Source organism: Streptomyces amritsarensis (assembly GCF_001953875.1).
In the GTDB taxonomy this organism is placed as follows: Bacteria; Actinomycetota; Actinomycetes; order Streptomycetales; family Streptomycetaceae; genus Streptomyces; species Streptomyces amritsarensis.
In genome coordinates this window covers 1-14606 of the sequence record NZ_MQUR01000138.1, presented here as the reverse complement: position 1 = coordinate 14606, position 14606 = coordinate 1, and the positions used below count along the sequence as shown (strand labels likewise).

13 protein-coding genes and 1 riboswitch are annotated in these 14606 nt (G+C 71.6%); of the genes, 3 read left to right on the top strand and 10 right to left on the bottom strand.

The annotated features are described in order from the left end of the window. Nucleotides 1-61: 61 nt before the first annotated feature. From AVW11_RS33390 to ribD, 10 genes are all read right to left on the bottom strand, one after another. Nucleotides 62-1108, bottom strand: coding sequence for a hemolysin family protein (locus AVW11_RS33390; RefSeq protein ID WP_076046896.1), 1047 nt, complete (start codon nt 1106-1108; stop codon nt 62-64). Then, the gene (locus tag AVW11_RS33385; RefSeq protein WP_076046895.1) at nt 1105-2535 is read right to left on the bottom strand and encodes a hemolysin family protein; all 1431 of its coding nucleotides are present in this window, start codon (nt 2533-2535) and stop codon (nt 1105-1107) included. Before AVW11_RS33385 ends, AVW11_RS33390 begins: the two co-directional genes overlap by 4 nt. 200 nt (nt 2536-2735) lie before the next feature. Then, nucleotides 2736-3200, bottom strand: coding sequence for a PH domain-containing protein (locus AVW11_RS33380; protein WP_030851617.1), 465 nt, complete (start codon nt 3198-3200; stop codon nt 2736-2738). Between the two features lie 63 nt (nt 3201-3263). After that, nucleotides 3264-4112 (bottom strand): ATP phosphoribosyltransferase, encoded by an 849-nt coding sequence (hisG, locus tag AVW11_RS33375; protein WP_030665427.1) that lies wholly within the window; start codon nt 4110-4112, stop codon nt 3264-3266. Between the two features lie 90 nt (nt 4113-4202). Next, nucleotides 4203-4484, bottom strand: coding sequence for a phosphoribosyl-ATP diphosphatase (locus tag AVW11_RS33370; RefSeq protein WP_060180643.1), 282 nt, complete (start codon nt 4482-4484; stop codon nt 4203-4205). A gap of 64 nt (nt 4485-4548) precedes the next feature. Further along, entirely contained in the window at nt 4549-5034 is a 486-nt protein-coding gene (gene ribH / locus AVW11_RS33365; RefSeq protein ID WP_007262951.1) for a 6,7-dimethyl-8-ribityllumazine synthase, read from the bottom strand. 67 nt (nt 5035-5101) lie between these two features. After that, a complete protein-coding gene (locus tag AVW11_RS33360; RefSeq protein ID WP_076046894.1) occupies nt 5102-6391 on the bottom strand; it encodes a bifunctional 3,4-dihydroxy-2-butanone-4-phosphate synthase/GTP cyclohydrolase II in 1290 nt (429 codons plus the stop codon). Next, nucleotides 6388-7041 (bottom strand): nicotinamide mononucleotide transporter family protein, encoded by a 654-nt coding sequence (locus tag AVW11_RS33355; protein WP_030851627.1) that lies wholly within the window; start codon nt 7039-7041, stop codon nt 6388-6390. The genes AVW11_RS33360 and AVW11_RS33355 overlap by 4 nt, the downstream gene beginning before the upstream one ends. After that, nucleotides 7038-7667: a riboflavin synthase gene (locus AVW11_RS33350; protein WP_030851630.1), complete on the bottom strand. Its 630-nt coding sequence runs from the start codon at nt 7665-7667 to the stop codon at nt 7038-7040. The genes AVW11_RS33355 and AVW11_RS33350 overlap by 4 nt, the downstream gene beginning before the upstream one ends. Then, a complete protein-coding gene (gene ribD / locus AVW11_RS33345) occupies nt 7668-8804 on the bottom strand; it encodes a bifunctional diaminohydroxyphosphoribosylaminopyrimidine deaminase/5-amino-6-(5-phosphoribosylamino)uracil reductase RibD (protein WP_078857799.1) in 1137 nt (378 codons plus the stop codon). Nucleotides 8805-8950: 146 nt separating this feature from the next. Next, nucleotides 8951-9080, bottom strand: a riboswitch (FMN riboswitch). 378 nt (nt 9081-9458) lie between these two features. On the opposite strand from ribD, the gene AVW11_RS33340 reads away from it, so the two are divergent. The 3 genes from AVW11_RS33340 to AVW11_RS33330 all read left to right on the top strand — a co-directional run bounded on the left by AVW11_RS33340 (nt 9459) and on the right by AVW11_RS33330 (nt 13654). After that, on the top strand, nt 9459-11813 hold the full coding sequence (locus AVW11_RS33340) for a chitinase C-terminal domain-containing protein (protein ID WP_030851636.1): 2355 nt from the start codon (nt 9459-9461) through the stop codon (nt 11811-11813). A gap of 101 nt (nt 11814-11914) precedes the next feature. After that, nucleotides 11915-12814 carry an RNA polymerase sigma-70 factor gene (locus tag AVW11_RS33335; protein ID WP_076046893.1) on the top strand — a complete coding sequence of 300 codons (900 nt, stop codon included), beginning with the start codon at nt 11915-11917 and terminating at the stop codon, nt 12812-12814. 60 nt (nt 12815-12874) lie between these two features. Next, nucleotides 12875-13654 carry an SDR family oxidoreductase gene (locus tag AVW11_RS33330; protein WP_076046892.1) on the top strand — a complete coding sequence of 260 codons (780 nt, stop codon included), beginning with the start codon at nt 12875-12877 and terminating at the stop codon, nt 13652-13654. Nucleotides 13655-14606: the final 952 nt, after the last annotated feature.

The following is a 14606-nucleotide window of genomic DNA, read 5'->3' as shown; positions in this document are numbered from 1 at the left end:
CGCCGATGTGACGCCGGCAGGGCCGGAGGGAACCGCGGCGCGGCTCCTTCCGGCCACAGCGCTACCAGGTGCGGCCCGCGGGGATCCGGTGCGCGGGGTCGCGGACCTCGCCGACCAGCATTTCCAGGACGTCCTCCAGGGCGACCAGGCCGAGGACCCGGCCGCTCTGGTCCGCGACCTGCGCCAGGTGCGTGGCGTCCCGGCGCATGACGCCGAGGGCGTCGTCCAGCGGGACCGTGGCGCACAGCGTGGTCATGCGGCGCCAGACCCGCTGGGGCACGGCCCGTTCCCGGTCCTCCAGGTCCAGTACGTCCTTCACGTGCAGGTAGCCCATGAAGGCGCCGCTGTCGGCACGGACGGGGAACCGGGAGTAGCCGGTGCGCACGGTCAGCTGTTCGATCTGGCGCGGGGTGACGGCGGGGCCGACCGTGACCAGGCGGTCCCGGTCGAGGAGGACGTCGGTGACGGGGCGGCTGCCCAGTTCCAGCGCGTCCTCCAGCCGCTCCTGCTCGACCGGCTCCAGGAACCCGGCCTGCCGGGAGTCCTTGAGGAGCCGGCCCAGCTGGGCGGAGGTGTAGACGGCCTCGACCTCGTCCTTGGGCTCGACGTCGAAGAGCTTCAGGACGAGCGTGGCGCAGGCGCCGAGCGCGGTGGTGACCGGACCGCAGAGGCGGGCGAAGGCGACCAGGCCGGGGCTGAACCACAGGGCGGTCTTCTCGGGGGCGGCCATGGCGAGGTTCTTGGGGACCATCTCGCCGATGACCAGGTGCAGGAAGACCACGGCGGCGAGCGCGAGGGCGTAGCCGAGGGGGTGGATCAGGCCCTGCGGTACGTGGGCGGCGTGGAAGACGGGCTCCAGCAGCCGGGCCACGGTGGGTTCGGCGACCGCGCCGAGGGTGAGGGAGCAGACGGTGATGCCGAACTGCGCGGCGGCCATCATGCGGGGCAGGTTCTCCAGGCCGTGGAGCACCTGGCGGGCCCTCTTGGAGTCGGCCGCGAGGGGCTCGATCTGGCTGCGCCGTACGGAGACGAGGGCGAACTCGGCACCGACGAAGAAGCCGTTGGCGAGGACGAGGAGCAGCGCGAAGACGAGCTGGAGCGCGTTCACCGGGCGGCGCCTTCCAGCTCGGCCGGCTGCGGGGCGGTGACGCCGTGGCGGCCGGTGCCGGGCACGGTGGCACCGGCGGGGCCGGCGGCCTGCCGGTAGGTGCCGGCGGCGGGTACGGCCGTCAGCCGGACCAGCCGGACGCGTTCCGCACGGTTGCGGCCGACCCTGCGGACGGACAGCTTCCAGCCGGGGAGGTCCGCGCGGTCCCCGAGGGCGGGGATCCGGCCGAGGAGGTCGGCGACGAGGCCGGCGACGGTCTCGTAGGGGCCCTCCGGCACTTCCAGGCCTATCCGGCGCAGGGTCTGCACGCGGCAGCTGCCGTCGGCCTCCCAGGAGGGGCGGCCGTCCTCGGCGGCGACGGCGGCGAGTTCGGGGGTCTCGTCCTCGGCGAGGTCGTGCTCGTCGCGGACCTCCCCGACGAGTTCCTCCACGATGTCCTCCAGGGTGACGACGCCGGCGGTGCCGCCGTACTCGTCGACGACGACGGCCATCGGCTGTTCGCTGCGCAGCCGCTCCAGCAGCGGCTGCACGGGCAGGGAGCCGGGCACCAGCAGCGGGGGGACGCAGATCCGGGCGACGCTGACGCGGTCGCGTTCGGACTCGGCGACGGCGAGGGCGTCCTTGAGGTGGACCACGCCGGTGATCTCGTCGATGCGTTCGCGGTAGACCGGGAAGCGGGACAGCCCCGTCGCGCGGGTCAGGTTCAGGACGTCGGCCGCGGTGGCCGTGTGCTGGAGGGCGCTGACCTTCACCCGGGGGGTCATGACGTGCTGGGCCGTGAGCTCGCCCAGCGACAGGGTCCGTACGAAGAGGTCGGCGGTGTCCTGTTCGAGGGCGCCGGCCTGGGCCGAATGGCGTACCAGGGAGACGAGTTCGCCCGGGGTGCGGGCGGATGCCATCTCCTCGGTGGGCTCCACGCCGAGGGCCCGTACGAGCCGGTTGGCGACGGCGTTGAGGCCGGCGATGACCGGCCGGAAGACGCGCGAGAAGGCGTTTTGCGGGCCGGCGACGAAGCGGGCCACCTGGAGGGGCCGGGAGACCGCCCAGTTCTTCGGGACGAGCTCGCCGACGACCATCTGGACGGCGGAGGCGAGCAGCATGCCGATGACGACGGCGACACCGGAGACGGCTCCCCGGGGCAGGCCGGTCGCCGAGAGCGGCCCGGCCAGCAGTGCGGCGAGGGCGGGCTCGGCGAGCATGCCGACCACGAGGGAGGTGATGGTGATGCCGAGCTGGGTGCCGGAGAGCTGGAAGGACAGCTCTCGCAGGGCCTTGACGACCGTGCGGGCACGGCGGTCTCCGTCGGCTGCGGCACGCTCGGCCTCGGGGCGTTCCACGGTGACGAGGCCGAACTCGGCCGCCACGAAGAATCCGTTGGCGAGGATCAGGGCGAATGCCGCCGCGAGCAGGAGTAGCGGGGTGGTCATGCCGCCGCCTCCGAGGGGAGGGCGGCGCGGGTATTACCGGACGATCCGTCCATTGCTGGAGGGAGTCACTCCTCGAGTTGCAGGTGCCCGCGGGCCTCGGGGTCCCGGGGCCGGTGGGAGGGCGCACGGCTGCGCCCCGCCACCAGGGTAGTCATTGGGATCCGCGCCGCAACGGTAGGCGGCGACGAGGATGGGCGCGGTCAGCTGTCGTTCGTGCCGGTTCCGCGGATTTCGGCGAGGGTGCGCAGGGCGCGCGCGTCGCTGATGGCCTGCTGCTTGGCCACGCCCGGCTGGATGCCGAGCACGGGCAGGCTGGTGCCGTCGCTGAGGTCCAGGAACACCCACGGGTCGCCCGGGCGGAGGTTGACCCGGAGGATCTCGGCCCACGCCAGGCGGCGGGTGTTGGTGAGGTTGACGACGGTGACGCCTTCCTCGTCCGCGACCACCTTGGGGCGGCTGAGCAGGACGAGGACGGAGGTCAGCAGGACGGCGGTGAAGATGAAGCTGATCCGCTCACCCGGCTGGAGGCGTTCGAGCATCACGGCGATGGCCGTGATGGTGGCGAACATGGCGAGCCCGACGCCCAGCAGGACCGCCCGGGTGCGGGTCGGCCGGAAGGTGACCGGCAGGGTGGGCGGTGCGGGCGGGGCGGCGGACTCGGCCATGGTGCGTTGCCTTCTGGGGTGCGTACGGGTGAGGGGCGGCGTGCCGGTCGGGCACGCGGGTCCTCAGAGGCGGCAGGCGTGGATCGACGTGGTGAGGATCGCGCGTGCGCCGAGCTCGTACAGGTCGTCCATGATGCGCTGGGCCTCCTTGGCGGGGACCATGGCGCGGACCGCGACCCAGCCCTCGTTGTGCAGCGGGGAGACGGTCGGGGACTCGAGACCCGGGGTGAGGGCGACGGCGCGCTCGAGGTGCTCGGCGCGGCAGTCGTAGTCCATCATCACGTAGCTGCGGGCCACGAGGACGCCCTGGAGGCGGCGCAGGAACTGCTGGACCTGCGGGTCGTCGGCGTCGGCGCCGTTGCCGCGGATGACGACGGCCTCGGAGGTGAGGATCGGCTCGCCGATGACCTCGAGGCCGGCGTTGCGCAGGCTGGTGCCGGTCTCGACGACGTCCGCGATGATCTGGGCGACGCCGAGCTGGATGGCGGTCTCGACCGCGCCGTCGAGGTGCACCACGGAGGCGTCGATGCCCTGGTCGGCCAGGTGCTTGGCGACGATTCCCTCGTAGGAGGTCGCGATCGTCATGCCGGTGAAGTCCTCGGGGCCCTTCGCCGTGCCGGGGGTGGTGGCGTAGCGGAAGGTGGAGCGCCCGAAGTTCAGCGGGAGGATCTCCTCGGCGCTGGCGCCGGAGTCGAGCAGCAGGTCGCGGCCGGTGATGCCGATGTCGAGCTTGCCCGAGGAGACGTAGATCGCGATGTCCTTGGGGCGGAGGTAGAAGAACTCCACCTCGTTCTCGGGGTCGACGACCACGAGCTCCTTGGACTCCTTGCGCATCCGGTAGCCGGCCTCATGGAGCATCGCCGACGCCGGTCCGGAGAGTGAACCCTTGTTGGGGACGGCGATGCGCAGCATGGGGCTTCCTTTGATGCGTGGTGTGCGGGGTCTAGGCGGTTTGCGTGGTTGCGGACGGGCCCGGGTGCGGCCCGGACCGAGGGGCTGGGCTCAGAGGTGCGCGTAGACGTCGTCGAGGGAGATCCCGCGCGCGACCATCATCACCTGGACGTGGTACAGCAGCTGGGAGATCTCCTCGGCGGCGGCTTCCTTGCCCTCGTACTCGGCGGCCATCCAGACCTCGGCGGCCTCCTCGACGACCTTCTTGCCGATGGCATGGACGCCCTTGTGGACGAGCTCGGCGGTGCGGGAGGTGCTGGGGTCGCCTTCGGCGGCCTTCTGCTGGAGCTCGGCGAAGAGCTCTTCGAAGGTCTTAAAGGGTGTGTTCGCCATGATGTCCTTAGAGTACGGGCTCACCCGGGTGTCCCGGTGCCGGGGTTCACCCCTCGGACACGGCTTACCGCCAGGGTTCGCTGACGGTGCGCAGGGTCATGGCGGTGGAGACGGCGGCGGTGACCGCTTCGTGCCCCTTGTCCTCATTCGACCCTTCGAGCCCGGCGCGGTCCAGCGCCTGCTCGTCGTTGTCGCAGGTCAGGACGCCGAAGCCGACGGGGACCCCGGTGTCGATCGACACCTGGACCAGGCCCTGGGTGACGCCCTGGCAGACGTAGTCGAAGTGCGGGGTGCCGCCGCGGATGACCACGCCGAGGGCGACGATGGCGTCGTAGCCGCGGCCGGCCAGCACCTTCGCCACCACCGGGAGCTCGAAGCTGCCGGGGACGCGGAGCAGGGTGGGCTCGTCGATGCCCAGCTCGTGCAGGGCCCGCAGGGCGCCGTCGACCAGTCCGTCCATGACCTTCTCGTGCCACTGGGCCGCGATCACGGCGACTCGCAGGTCTCCGCAGTTCTTCACGCTCAGTTCGGGTGCGCCCTTGCCGCTCACAGCTCTGCTCCTCGGTGGTTCGTGGGTGGGTGGGTTCGTGGATGTGCGTACGGGTGGTGGTGCGTGCCTACTGGTTGCCGCAGGCGGAGGTGGTCACGGCCCCGTCCAGCCAGGGCAGGTCGTGGCCCATCCGGTCCCGCTTGGTGCGCAGGTACCGCAGATTGTGCTCGCCGGCCTCGACGGGCATCGACTCGCGGCTGGCGACCGTGATGCCGTGGACCTCCAGGGAGGCGGACTTGTCGGGGTTGTTCGTCAGCAGTCGGACGCTGCGCACGCCGAGGTCGGCGAGGATCTGCGCACCGGCGGCGTAGTCGCGGGCGTCGGCGGGCAGGCCCAGTTCCAGGTTGGCGTCGAGGGTGTCGCGGCCGCGCTCCTGGAGTTCGTAGGCGCGCAGCTTGGACAGCAGTCCGATGCCGCGGCCCTCGTGGCCGCGCAGGTAGACGACGACGCCGCGGCCCTCGTTCTTGATCCGTTCCATGGAGGCGTGCAGCTGGGGGCCGCAGTCGCAGCGCTGGGAGGCGAAGATGTCGCCGGTCAGGCATTCGGAGTGCATGCGGACCAGGATGTCGGTGCCGTCGCCGATCTCGCCGTGGACGAGGGCGACGTGCTCGACGCCGTCGACGGTGGAGCGGTAGCCGTGCGCGGTGAAGTCGCCGAACGCGGTCGGCAGGCTGACCTCGGCCTCGCGGCGCACCTTGGGCTCGGCGGAGCGGCGGTAGGCGATCAGGTCCTCGATGGAGATGATCGTCAGGCCGTGCTTGCGGGCGAAGGGGATGAGCTCGGGCAGCCGCAGCATGACGCCGTCCTCGCCGGCGATCTCCACGATGGCGCCGGCCGGGCGCAGGCCCGCGAGGCGGGCGAGGTCGACGGCGGCCTCGGTGTGGCCGTTGCGGACCAGGACGCCGCCCGGCTTGGCGCGCAGCGGGAAGATGTGGCCGGGGCGGACGAAGTCGCCGGGTTCGCTGACGCCGTCGGCGAGGAGGCGCAGGGTGGTGGCGCGGTCGGCGGCGGAGATGCCGGTGGTGACGCCGTGGGCGGCGCCGGCGTCGACGGAGACGGTGAAGGCGGTCTTCATCGACTCGGTGTTGTTCTGGACCATCTGGGGGAGTTCGAGCCGGTCCAGCTCGTCGCCCTCCATGGGGGCGCAGATCAGGCCGCGGCACTCGCTCATCATGAAGGCGATGATCTCGGGGGTGGCCTTCTCCGCGGCGATGACGAGGTCGCCCTCGTTCTCGCGGTCCTCGTCGTCGACGACGACGACGGGCCGGCCGGCCGCGATGTCGCGGATCGCCTGCTCGACGGGGTCGAGGCGGAAGGTCTCTTCGGGGATGTCGGGCACGGGCTTGAGGCTGGTCATGCCGCTGCTCCTTCGAGGGCCGGGGCGGGGTTGGTGCGGGAGCGCTGGTACCAGTCGTAGGCACCCCACACCACGAGGGCGAAGTAGACGACGTAGACCAGTCCGGAGAAGGCCAGGCCGCCGGAGAAGGCGAGGGGGACGCCGACCAGGTCGACGAGGAGCCAGGCGAACCAGAACTCGACGAGGCCGCGGGCCTGGGCCACCATCGCGACGATGGTGCCGACGAAGATGTAGGCGTCGGCCCACGGGCTCCAGGACAGCGTCGGGTAGAGCGTGAAGAGGCCGCCGACGGCGAGGGTGCCCAGGGCCGCTCCGCCGAGGAGCAGTCCGCGTTCGGTCCAGGTGGCGGTGCGGACGGCGATGGAGCCGTCCTGGGCCTGCTGCCTGCCGCGCTGCCAGGAGATCCAGCCGAAGACGGCCACGCCGATGACCAGGAGCTGCTTGCCGACGCCGCCGGCGAGGTGTGCGGAGGCGTAGGCGGCGATGAGGATGAGCCCGGACAGCAGCTGGGCGGGCCAGGTCCATATGGAGCGGCGCCAGCCGAGGGCGAGCGCGGCCAGGCCCATCAGGTTGCCGATCATGTCGGACCAGATGACCTTCTGGCCGAAGACCGTGAAGGCCTCCGTGTTGAGCCACGTCAGGGCGCTCACCGCGGCTCTCCCGTCGGGTTCGCGCGCAGCGGGTCCACGCCGGCGGCCAGCAGGCGCTCGACGTACTTGGCGAGGACGTCGACCTCGAGGTTGACCGGGTCGCCGGGCTGCTTGATGCCGAGGGTGGTCAGCGCGAGCGTGGTCGGGATGAGGCTGATGGTGAACCAGTCGGCGGCGGCCTCGACGACGGTGAGGCTGACGCCGTCGACGGTGATGGAGCCCTTCTCGACGACGTAGCGGGAGAGGTTCTGCGGGAGGGCGACCTTGACGATCTCCCAGTGCTCGGAGGGGGTGCGCGAGAGGATCTCGCCGGTGCCGTCCACGTGGCCCTGGACCAGGTGGCCGCCGAGCCGTCCGCCGAGGGCCATCGGGCGTTCCAGGTTGACCCGGGAGCCCTCGGCCAGGGCGCCGAGGCTGGAGCGGTTGAGGGTCTCCTGCATGACGTCGGCGGTGAACTCGCCGTCGGCGGTCTCCACGACGGTCAGGCAGACGCCGTTGACGGCGATGGAGTCGCCGTGTTTGGCGTCCTGGGTGACCAGGGGGCCGCGCAGCCGGAAGCGGGAGGCCTCCTGGAGCGGCTCGACGGCGGTGACCTCGCCCAGTTCTTCGACGATTCCGGTGAACACTCAGTGCTCCTTGGGGGCGGTGGCGGGAAGGGAGGTGATGCGCAGATCGGGGCCCACCCGGACGGCCTCGGTGATGTCGAGGCGCAGGGCGTGGGAGATGTTCGTGATGCCCGCGTCGCCGAGGGCCGCGGGGCCGGCGCCGAGCAGGGCGGGGGCGAGGTAGCCGACGACGCGGTCGACGGCTCCGGCTTCGAGGAAGGCGCCCGCGAGGGTGGGGCCGCCTTCCAGGAGCAGGGAGCGCACGCCGCGGGCGTACAGCTGCGTCAGGAGCCGGTCGAGGGGGATCCGGCCGTGGTGCGGGGGCAGCCGGAGCAGGTCGACGCCGGGCAGGTGGCGGGTGTCGGCGTCCTCGGCGACGACCAGCAGCGTGGGCGCGGCGTCGTCGAGGATGCGGGCGGTCGGCCGGAGGCCGGCGCGGGTGTCGAGTGCCACGCGCAGCGGCTGGGTGGCGCCGTCGATGCCGCGGACGGCCAGGTGCGGGTCGTCGGCGCGCAGGGTGCCGCCGCCGACCAGGACGGCGTCGGCCTCGGCGCGCAGCCGGTGGACGTCGGCCCGGGACTCGGCGGAGCTGATCCAGCGGCTGCTGCCGTCCGCGGCGGCGCTGCGGCCGTCGAGGGTGGCGGCGTACTTCCAGGTCACGTGGGGGCGGCCGAGGCGTACGGAGGTCAGCCAGGCGGTGTTGCCGGCTTCGGCCTCGGCCCGGAGCAGCCCGGCCTCGGTGTCGATCCCGGCGGCGCGCAGGGTGGCGGCGCCTCCGCTGGCCTGCGGGTTGGGGTCGGGGACGGCGTAGACGACGCGGGCGATGCCCGCGTCGGCGAGGGCCTGTGCGCAGGGTCCCGTGCGGCCGGTGTGGTTGCAGGGTTCGAGGGTGACGTAGGCGGTGCCGCCGCGGGCCGCGGCGCCTGCGGCGCGCAGGGCGTGGACCTCGGCGTGCGGGCCGCCGGCCTGCTGGTGCCAGCCCTCGCCGACGACGGTGCCGCAGGCGTCGGTGATGACGCAGCCGACGACGGGGTTGGGGCTGGTGGAGCCGAGTCCGCGGGCGGCGAGCTCGATGGCTCGCCGCATGGCACGGGTGCCCGCGTCGGGTGCGGGTGCTGCGTGCGCGGCGTGTGTCGCCACCGGGTCCTCCTGCCTCATCGGGCACGGACTCCGGGGCCTGTCGGGATACGACAGATGAAGCGGAACAGCTCACGCGGGGACGCCGGGGCCGGAACGGTTCGACCGGGCACATCATGAGGATGCGCCGATGGACCGCCGACGGCGGCGTACCGGTGACTGGCCCGCCGCGCACTGCCTCCCATCCGGACTTTAACCGTCGGTCCAGGAATTTCACCTGGTCAACCGGCCGCTGGCTGCGGACGGGTCGCGGACTATACCGCCGGTTCGGAATTACACCGACCCCGGAGTGCGCTGCTACTGGTACTCCAGCCAGTTTGCCACGGCCCACCGCCCGCCATGCGGGTGATGTGGTGTGGCCTGGCTCACAGAGGGTGACTTCGAGGCTACCGCGGCGGGGGCCCGGGGGTCGCTCCGGCGCGAGCGGGGGGCGGCGCCATGGGGTGGGCGAGGGGGCGGGCGAGGGGGTGCCGGCGGCGCGGACCCGGGCAAGTGGGGCGCGGTTGGTCCAGACCTATTGACGGGTTGGTCTAGTCCTCTTAACGTTCCCTTCATCTTCCCGGGAACAGCCCGTCAGATGTGCGCACGTCACGGGCCAACAAGCTTCCGCATCCGTCCCGTTGCTCCATGTTGCATCCACCCGTGTCCTGCATCCTCCCCTCCCCAGGAGGCACAATGCCGTCCCCCACACGTACGAGAGCGATGCTCCTGGCATCCGGCGCCGCAATCGCCGGACTGCTGGTCGGCGGGCTCTCGACGGGCGTCTCGCACGCGGCCGACAACGAGAGCTGTCGCCCCGACGGCCTCTACAAGACGGCCGGCGTCGACGTCCCCTACTGCTCGGTCTACGACACCGAAGGCCGCGAGAAGATGGGCGCCGACCACCAGCGCCGCGTCATCGGCTACTTCACCGGCTGGCGCACGGGCAAGAACGGCCAGCCGTCCTATCTCGTCAACAACATCCCGTGGGACAAGATCACCCACATCAACTACGCGTTCGCGCACGTCGGCAGCGACAACAAGATCTCGGTCGGCGCCGACAGCCCGACGAACGAGGCCACCGGCATGACCTGGCCGGGCGTCGCCGGGGCCGAGATGGACCCGTCACTCCCCTACAAGGGCCACTTCAACCTGCTGACGAAGTACAAGAAGCAGCACCCCGACGTGAAGACCCTGATCTCCGTCGGCGGCTGGGCCGAGACGGGCGGCTACTTCGGCGCGGACGGCAAGCGCGTCGCCTCCGGCGGCTTCTACAGCATGGCCACCAACGCGGACGGCTCCGTCAACCAGGCGGGCATCGACACCTTCGCCCAGTCCTCGGTCGACTTCATCCGCGCGTACGGCTTCAACGGCGTCGACATCGACTACGAGTACCCGACCACGATGAAGGACGCCGGCAACCCGCTGGACTGGCAGATCGCCAACGCCCGCCGGGCCGGCCTGGTCAAGGGCTACGACGCCCTCATGAAGAGCCTGCGCCAGAAGCTGGACGCGGCCGGCGCCGCCGACGGCAAGCACTACATGCTGACCGTCGCCGCCCCCTCCTCCGGCTACCTGCTGCGCGGCATGGAGACGTTCCAGATGCAGCAGTACCTGGACTACGTCAACATCATGTCCTACGACCTGCACGGCGCCTGGAACGAGTACGTCGGCCCGAACGCCTCGCTCTTCGACGACGGCAAGGACGGCGAGCTCGCCGCGGCCGGCGTCTACGGCTCCCAGCAGTACGGCGGCATCGGCTACCTCAACACGGACTGGGCGTACCACTACTTCCGCGGCTCCATGCCGGCGGGCCGGATCAACATCGGCCTGCCCTACTACACCCGCGGCCACAAGAACGTCCAGGGCGGCACCGACGGCCTGTGGGGCAAGGCGGCGGCGACCACCTGCCCGGCCGGCTCGGGACTGACCAAGTGCGGTGACGGCGCGGTCGGCATCGACAACCTGTGGCACGACAAGGACGACAACGGCAACGAGTCCCCCGCCGGCTCGAACCCGATGTGGCACGCCAAGAACCTGGAGAAGGGGATCGTCGGCGACTACGTCACCCAGTACGGCTTCCCGTCGAACACCTCGCTGACCGGCACCTACGCCCGCAAGTACGACTCGACCCTGGTCGCGCCGTGGCTGTGGAACGCGCAGAAGAAGGTCTTCCTCTCCACCGAGGACGAGCAGTCGGTGGCCGCCAAGGCCGACTACGTGGTGGACCGCGGCATCGGCGGCACCATGGTCTGGGAGATGGCCGGCGACTACGGCTGGAACGCGGCCAAGGGCCAGTACGAGATGGGCTCCACGCTCACCTCGCTGATGTACGACAAGTTCAAGGCGGCCTCCCCGTACGGGGCGAAGAAGGCCGGCACCACCGCCCTGCCGACCCAGGCCGTGGACATCAGGACGGAGTTCACCGAGTTCAAGCTCGGCGACTCCAACTACCCGATCACCCCGAAGATCAAGATCACCAACAACACGAAGACGGCACTGCCGGGCGGCACCGAGTTCCAGTTCGACTACTCGACCTCAGCCCCGAACAACGCCTCCGACCAGTCCGGCTTCGGCACGAAGATCATCAGCAGCGGGCACACGGGCAGCAACGTGGGCGGCCTGAAGGGCGACTTCCACCGGGTCTCCCTGAAGCTCCCGGCCTGGCAGTCCCTGGCCCCGGGCGCCTCCGTCGACCTGGCGTTCAACTACTACCTGCCGGTGTCCACCCCCTCCAACTGGACGGTGAACATCTCCGGCACGACGTACGCCCTGGCCGGCGACCTGGCGCGCGGCACCACGGTCGGCGAGCCGGGCGGCACCACACCGCCCACCACTCCCCCGACCACACCGCCCACCACACCTCCGACCACCCCGCCGCCGACCGGCGGGACCTGCACCAACCCGGCATACGTCGCCGGCACCGTCTACAACAGCGGCAACGTCGTCTCCCACAAGGGCCGCAACTGGAAGGCCCAGTGGTGGACGCAGAACGAAGAACCCGGCACCACGGGTGAATGGGGCGTCTGGAAGGACCAGGGCGCCTGCTGAGCCCCTGCTGAACGCCCGTGGAGAACGTGAGGACCCGGTGGCCCGGCGGCCACCGGGTCCTCGCACGTTCTATCTCCCGCGCTGCCTCGTAGGCTGACCCGGTGATCACACATGTCACCGCGTCCGTAGCGGACTTCGAGGAACACCGGCCCCGGATGTTCGGGATCGCCTACCGCATGCTCGGCTCCGCCGCGGAGGCCGAGGACATCGTGCAGGACGCCTACCTGCGCTGGGACTCGGCGGACCGCGCCGCCATCGAGCACCCCGGCGCCTGGCTCGCCAAGGTCGTCACCAACCTCTGCCTCAACAGCCTCACGTCGGCGCGCGCCAGACGCGAGAGCTACGTGGGCCCCTGGCTGCCGGAGCCGGTCCTCACCGGGGACGGCACCCTCGGCCCGCTGGAGTCGGCGGAGCAGCGCGACAGCGTGTCCATGGCCCTGCTCCTGCTGCTGGAGCAGCTCACCCCGGTCGAACGCGCCGTGTACGTACTGCGTGAGGCCTTCGCCTACAGCCACCGGGAGATCTCCGGCCTCCTGGACCTCGGCGAGGCCAACTGCCGCCAGATCTACCGGCGCGCGGCGGGCCGGGTCGCCGCCGAGCGGGAGGCCACCCGGGAGAAGCGGTTCTCCGCCGACCCCGAGCGGTGGCAGGGGCTCGTGGAGAGCTTCCTGACCGCCGCGCAGAGCGGGGACCTCACCCGGCTGGAGGGGGTGCTGGCGGCCGACGTGCGCTACGTGTCGGACGGCGGCGGTGTGGTCAACGCGGCGCGGCGGCCGATCCTGGGGCGGGACAACGTGGCCCGGTTCGCGATGGGCGCCATGGCGAAGTACGTGGCCGGGGTGCCGGTCAGCGTCGCGGAGGTCAACGGAGCGCCCGCACTGCTCTTCGGCGAGGTGGCGGTCCTCCTGGTCGAATTCGAGAATGGCCTGGTCAGCGGCATCAGCACGGTGGTCAACCCGGAGAAGCTGCAGTTCCTGCGGCGACAGCTGTCACATTCCTGACGGCTGTCCGGTCCTTCCCTGGTGCACGCACCCTCACCGCACCAGGGAAGGACCGACACCATGGGCGCCATCGTCGTCACCGGAGGCACCGGAACTCTCGGCTCGCTCGTCGCCGAACGGCTGAGGTCGGCCGGGCAGGAGGTCCGGGTGCTCAGCCGGCATGCCCCGGACCACCCCGTCGACCTCCAGGACGGCACCGGCCTGGACGCGGCCCTGGCGGGCGTGGAGGTGGTCGTGCACTGCGCGAGCAACACCCGCGGTGCAGGCAAGGGCGACGACGTGGCCGCCGGGCGCCTCGTCGAGGCGGCCCGGCGCGCCGGGACCGTCCGCAACATCGTCTACATCTCGATCGTCGGGGTGGACGCCGTCCCGCTCGCCTACTACAAGCGCAAGCTCCGGGTGGAACGGCTGCTGGAGGCGTCCGGGCTGGGCGTGACCATCCTGCGCACGACGCAGTTCCACGACCTCGTGGCGATGGTGACGGACACCGCGGCGAAGCTGCCGGTCGCCCCGATCCCCAAGGGCGTACCGGTGCAGCCCATCGCGGTCGGCGAAGTCGCCACCCGCATGGCGGAACTGGCGGTCCCGACCCCGGCGGGCCGGGTCCCGGACATGGGCGGCCCGCAGATCCGCACCCTGCCGGACCTGGCCCGCGTCTACCTGCGGGCGACGGGCCGCAACCGCCGCGTCCTCCCGGTCCCCCTGGCGGGCAGGACCTACGCGGCCTTCCGCCGCGGCGGCCACCTCACCCCGTCCCACGCGGTGGGCCGCGAGACGTTCGACCAGTTCGCGGCACGCCGGGGGGCCGCCGTGGGCGGCGAAGCCGGATCGAGGACATGAGGGAAGCGCGGCGAAGCGGGCCCTCACCGGGACGAGACCGCGAGCCCGCCGGCGGCGGGGGTGGGGGTGCAGGGCGGCGGCGGCGCAGGGCGGCGGGGTGCGGCGGCGGTGGGGTGCGGCGGTGGGGGGGTGCGGCGGTGGGGGGGTGCGGCGGTGGGGGGGCGGCAGCGGTGGGGGGCGGCAGCGGTGGGGGCACGACGGGAGTGCGGGAGCGGGGTTTGAGCGGGGCGGCATCAGAGCTGTGCTGGGGGTTTCCCGTCAGTCCCATCGTCTCTCCGTGTCGTNNGACCGTCCGGGGCGGGTCATAAGCCACAGACGCCAATTCGCTCCTCATGGACGGTACCCGGGGGCCCCTGTGGCTGGGCATAGGCCGCCACCGATCGCTACGCGCTCCTCCGAGACGGCGTCCGGCCCTGGTTCGGGGCTGGGAGGGGGTGATTCGAGGGGCGGAGGAGCGATCCATCGGCTGAGCCGATGCCAACCCCCGACAAGACCAAGACGTCACCCCAACCACCCTCCCAATCATGGGCAATTGGTGCACATTGAGGGCTCTTTGAGGCGCGCACACGCCCTGACCTGGATTGACTTCACCTCAGCCGTCATCCGACGCCTTCCCACCCCCAGACCGCCCGCAGACGCCACCCACGAGGAGCACATCGCGCCTCTGCGGCCTATGACCCGCCCCAGACGAACTGCGGACGCGTGATCGAGAAGCACGTAGCGATCGATGGCGGCCTATGCCCAACCCCAGAGGCTCGCAGACGCCTTCCGACAGAAGCGCGTAGCGATTTAGGGCGGCTTATGCCCAGCCCCAGGGGCCTGCGGACGCTGTCCAACAGGAGCGCGTAGCGATTTGGGGCGCACCTGGCTCCGGCCGGGCATGGCACCGCCCCGATGGTGTCTTTCTGCTCCCGGCCCGTTCCTTTGGGGGCTTCCCGGCAGTCTTTCGGAT

Bases quoted from the DNA above. Each gene is read 5' to 3' on its own strand.
- AVW11_RS33340 (WP_030851636.1), top strand. From the start codon at position 9,459: ATGCCGTCCCCCACACGTACGAGAGCGATGCTCCTGGCATCCGGCGCC.
- hisG (WP_030665427.1), bottom strand. From the start codon at position 4,112: ATGCTGCGCATCGCCGTCCCCAACAAGGGTTCACTCTCCGGACCGGCG.
- AVW11_RS33385 (WP_076046895.1), bottom strand. From the start codon at position 2,535: ATGACCACCCCGCTACTCCTGCTCGCGGCGGCATTCGCCCTGATCCTC.
- AVW11_RS33380 (WP_030851617.1), bottom strand. From the start codon at position 3,200: ATGGCCGAGTCCGCCGCCCCGCCCGCACCGCCCACCCTGCCGGTCACC.
- AVW11_RS33330 (WP_076046892.1), top strand. From the start codon at position 12,875: ATGGGCGCCATCGTCGTCACCGGAGGCACCGGAACTCTCGGCTCGCTC.
- ribD (WP_078857799.1), bottom strand. From the start codon at position 8,804: ATGAGGCAGGAGGACCCGGTGGCGACACACGCCGCGCACGCAGCACCC.
- AVW11_RS33360 (WP_076046894.1), bottom strand. From the start codon at position 6,391: ATGACCAGCCTCAAGCCCGTGCCCGACATCCCCGAAGAGACCTTCCGC.
- AVW11_RS33370 (WP_060180643.1), bottom strand. From the start codon at position 4,484: ATGGCGAACACACCCTTTAAGACCTTCGAAGAGCTCTTCGCCGAGCTC.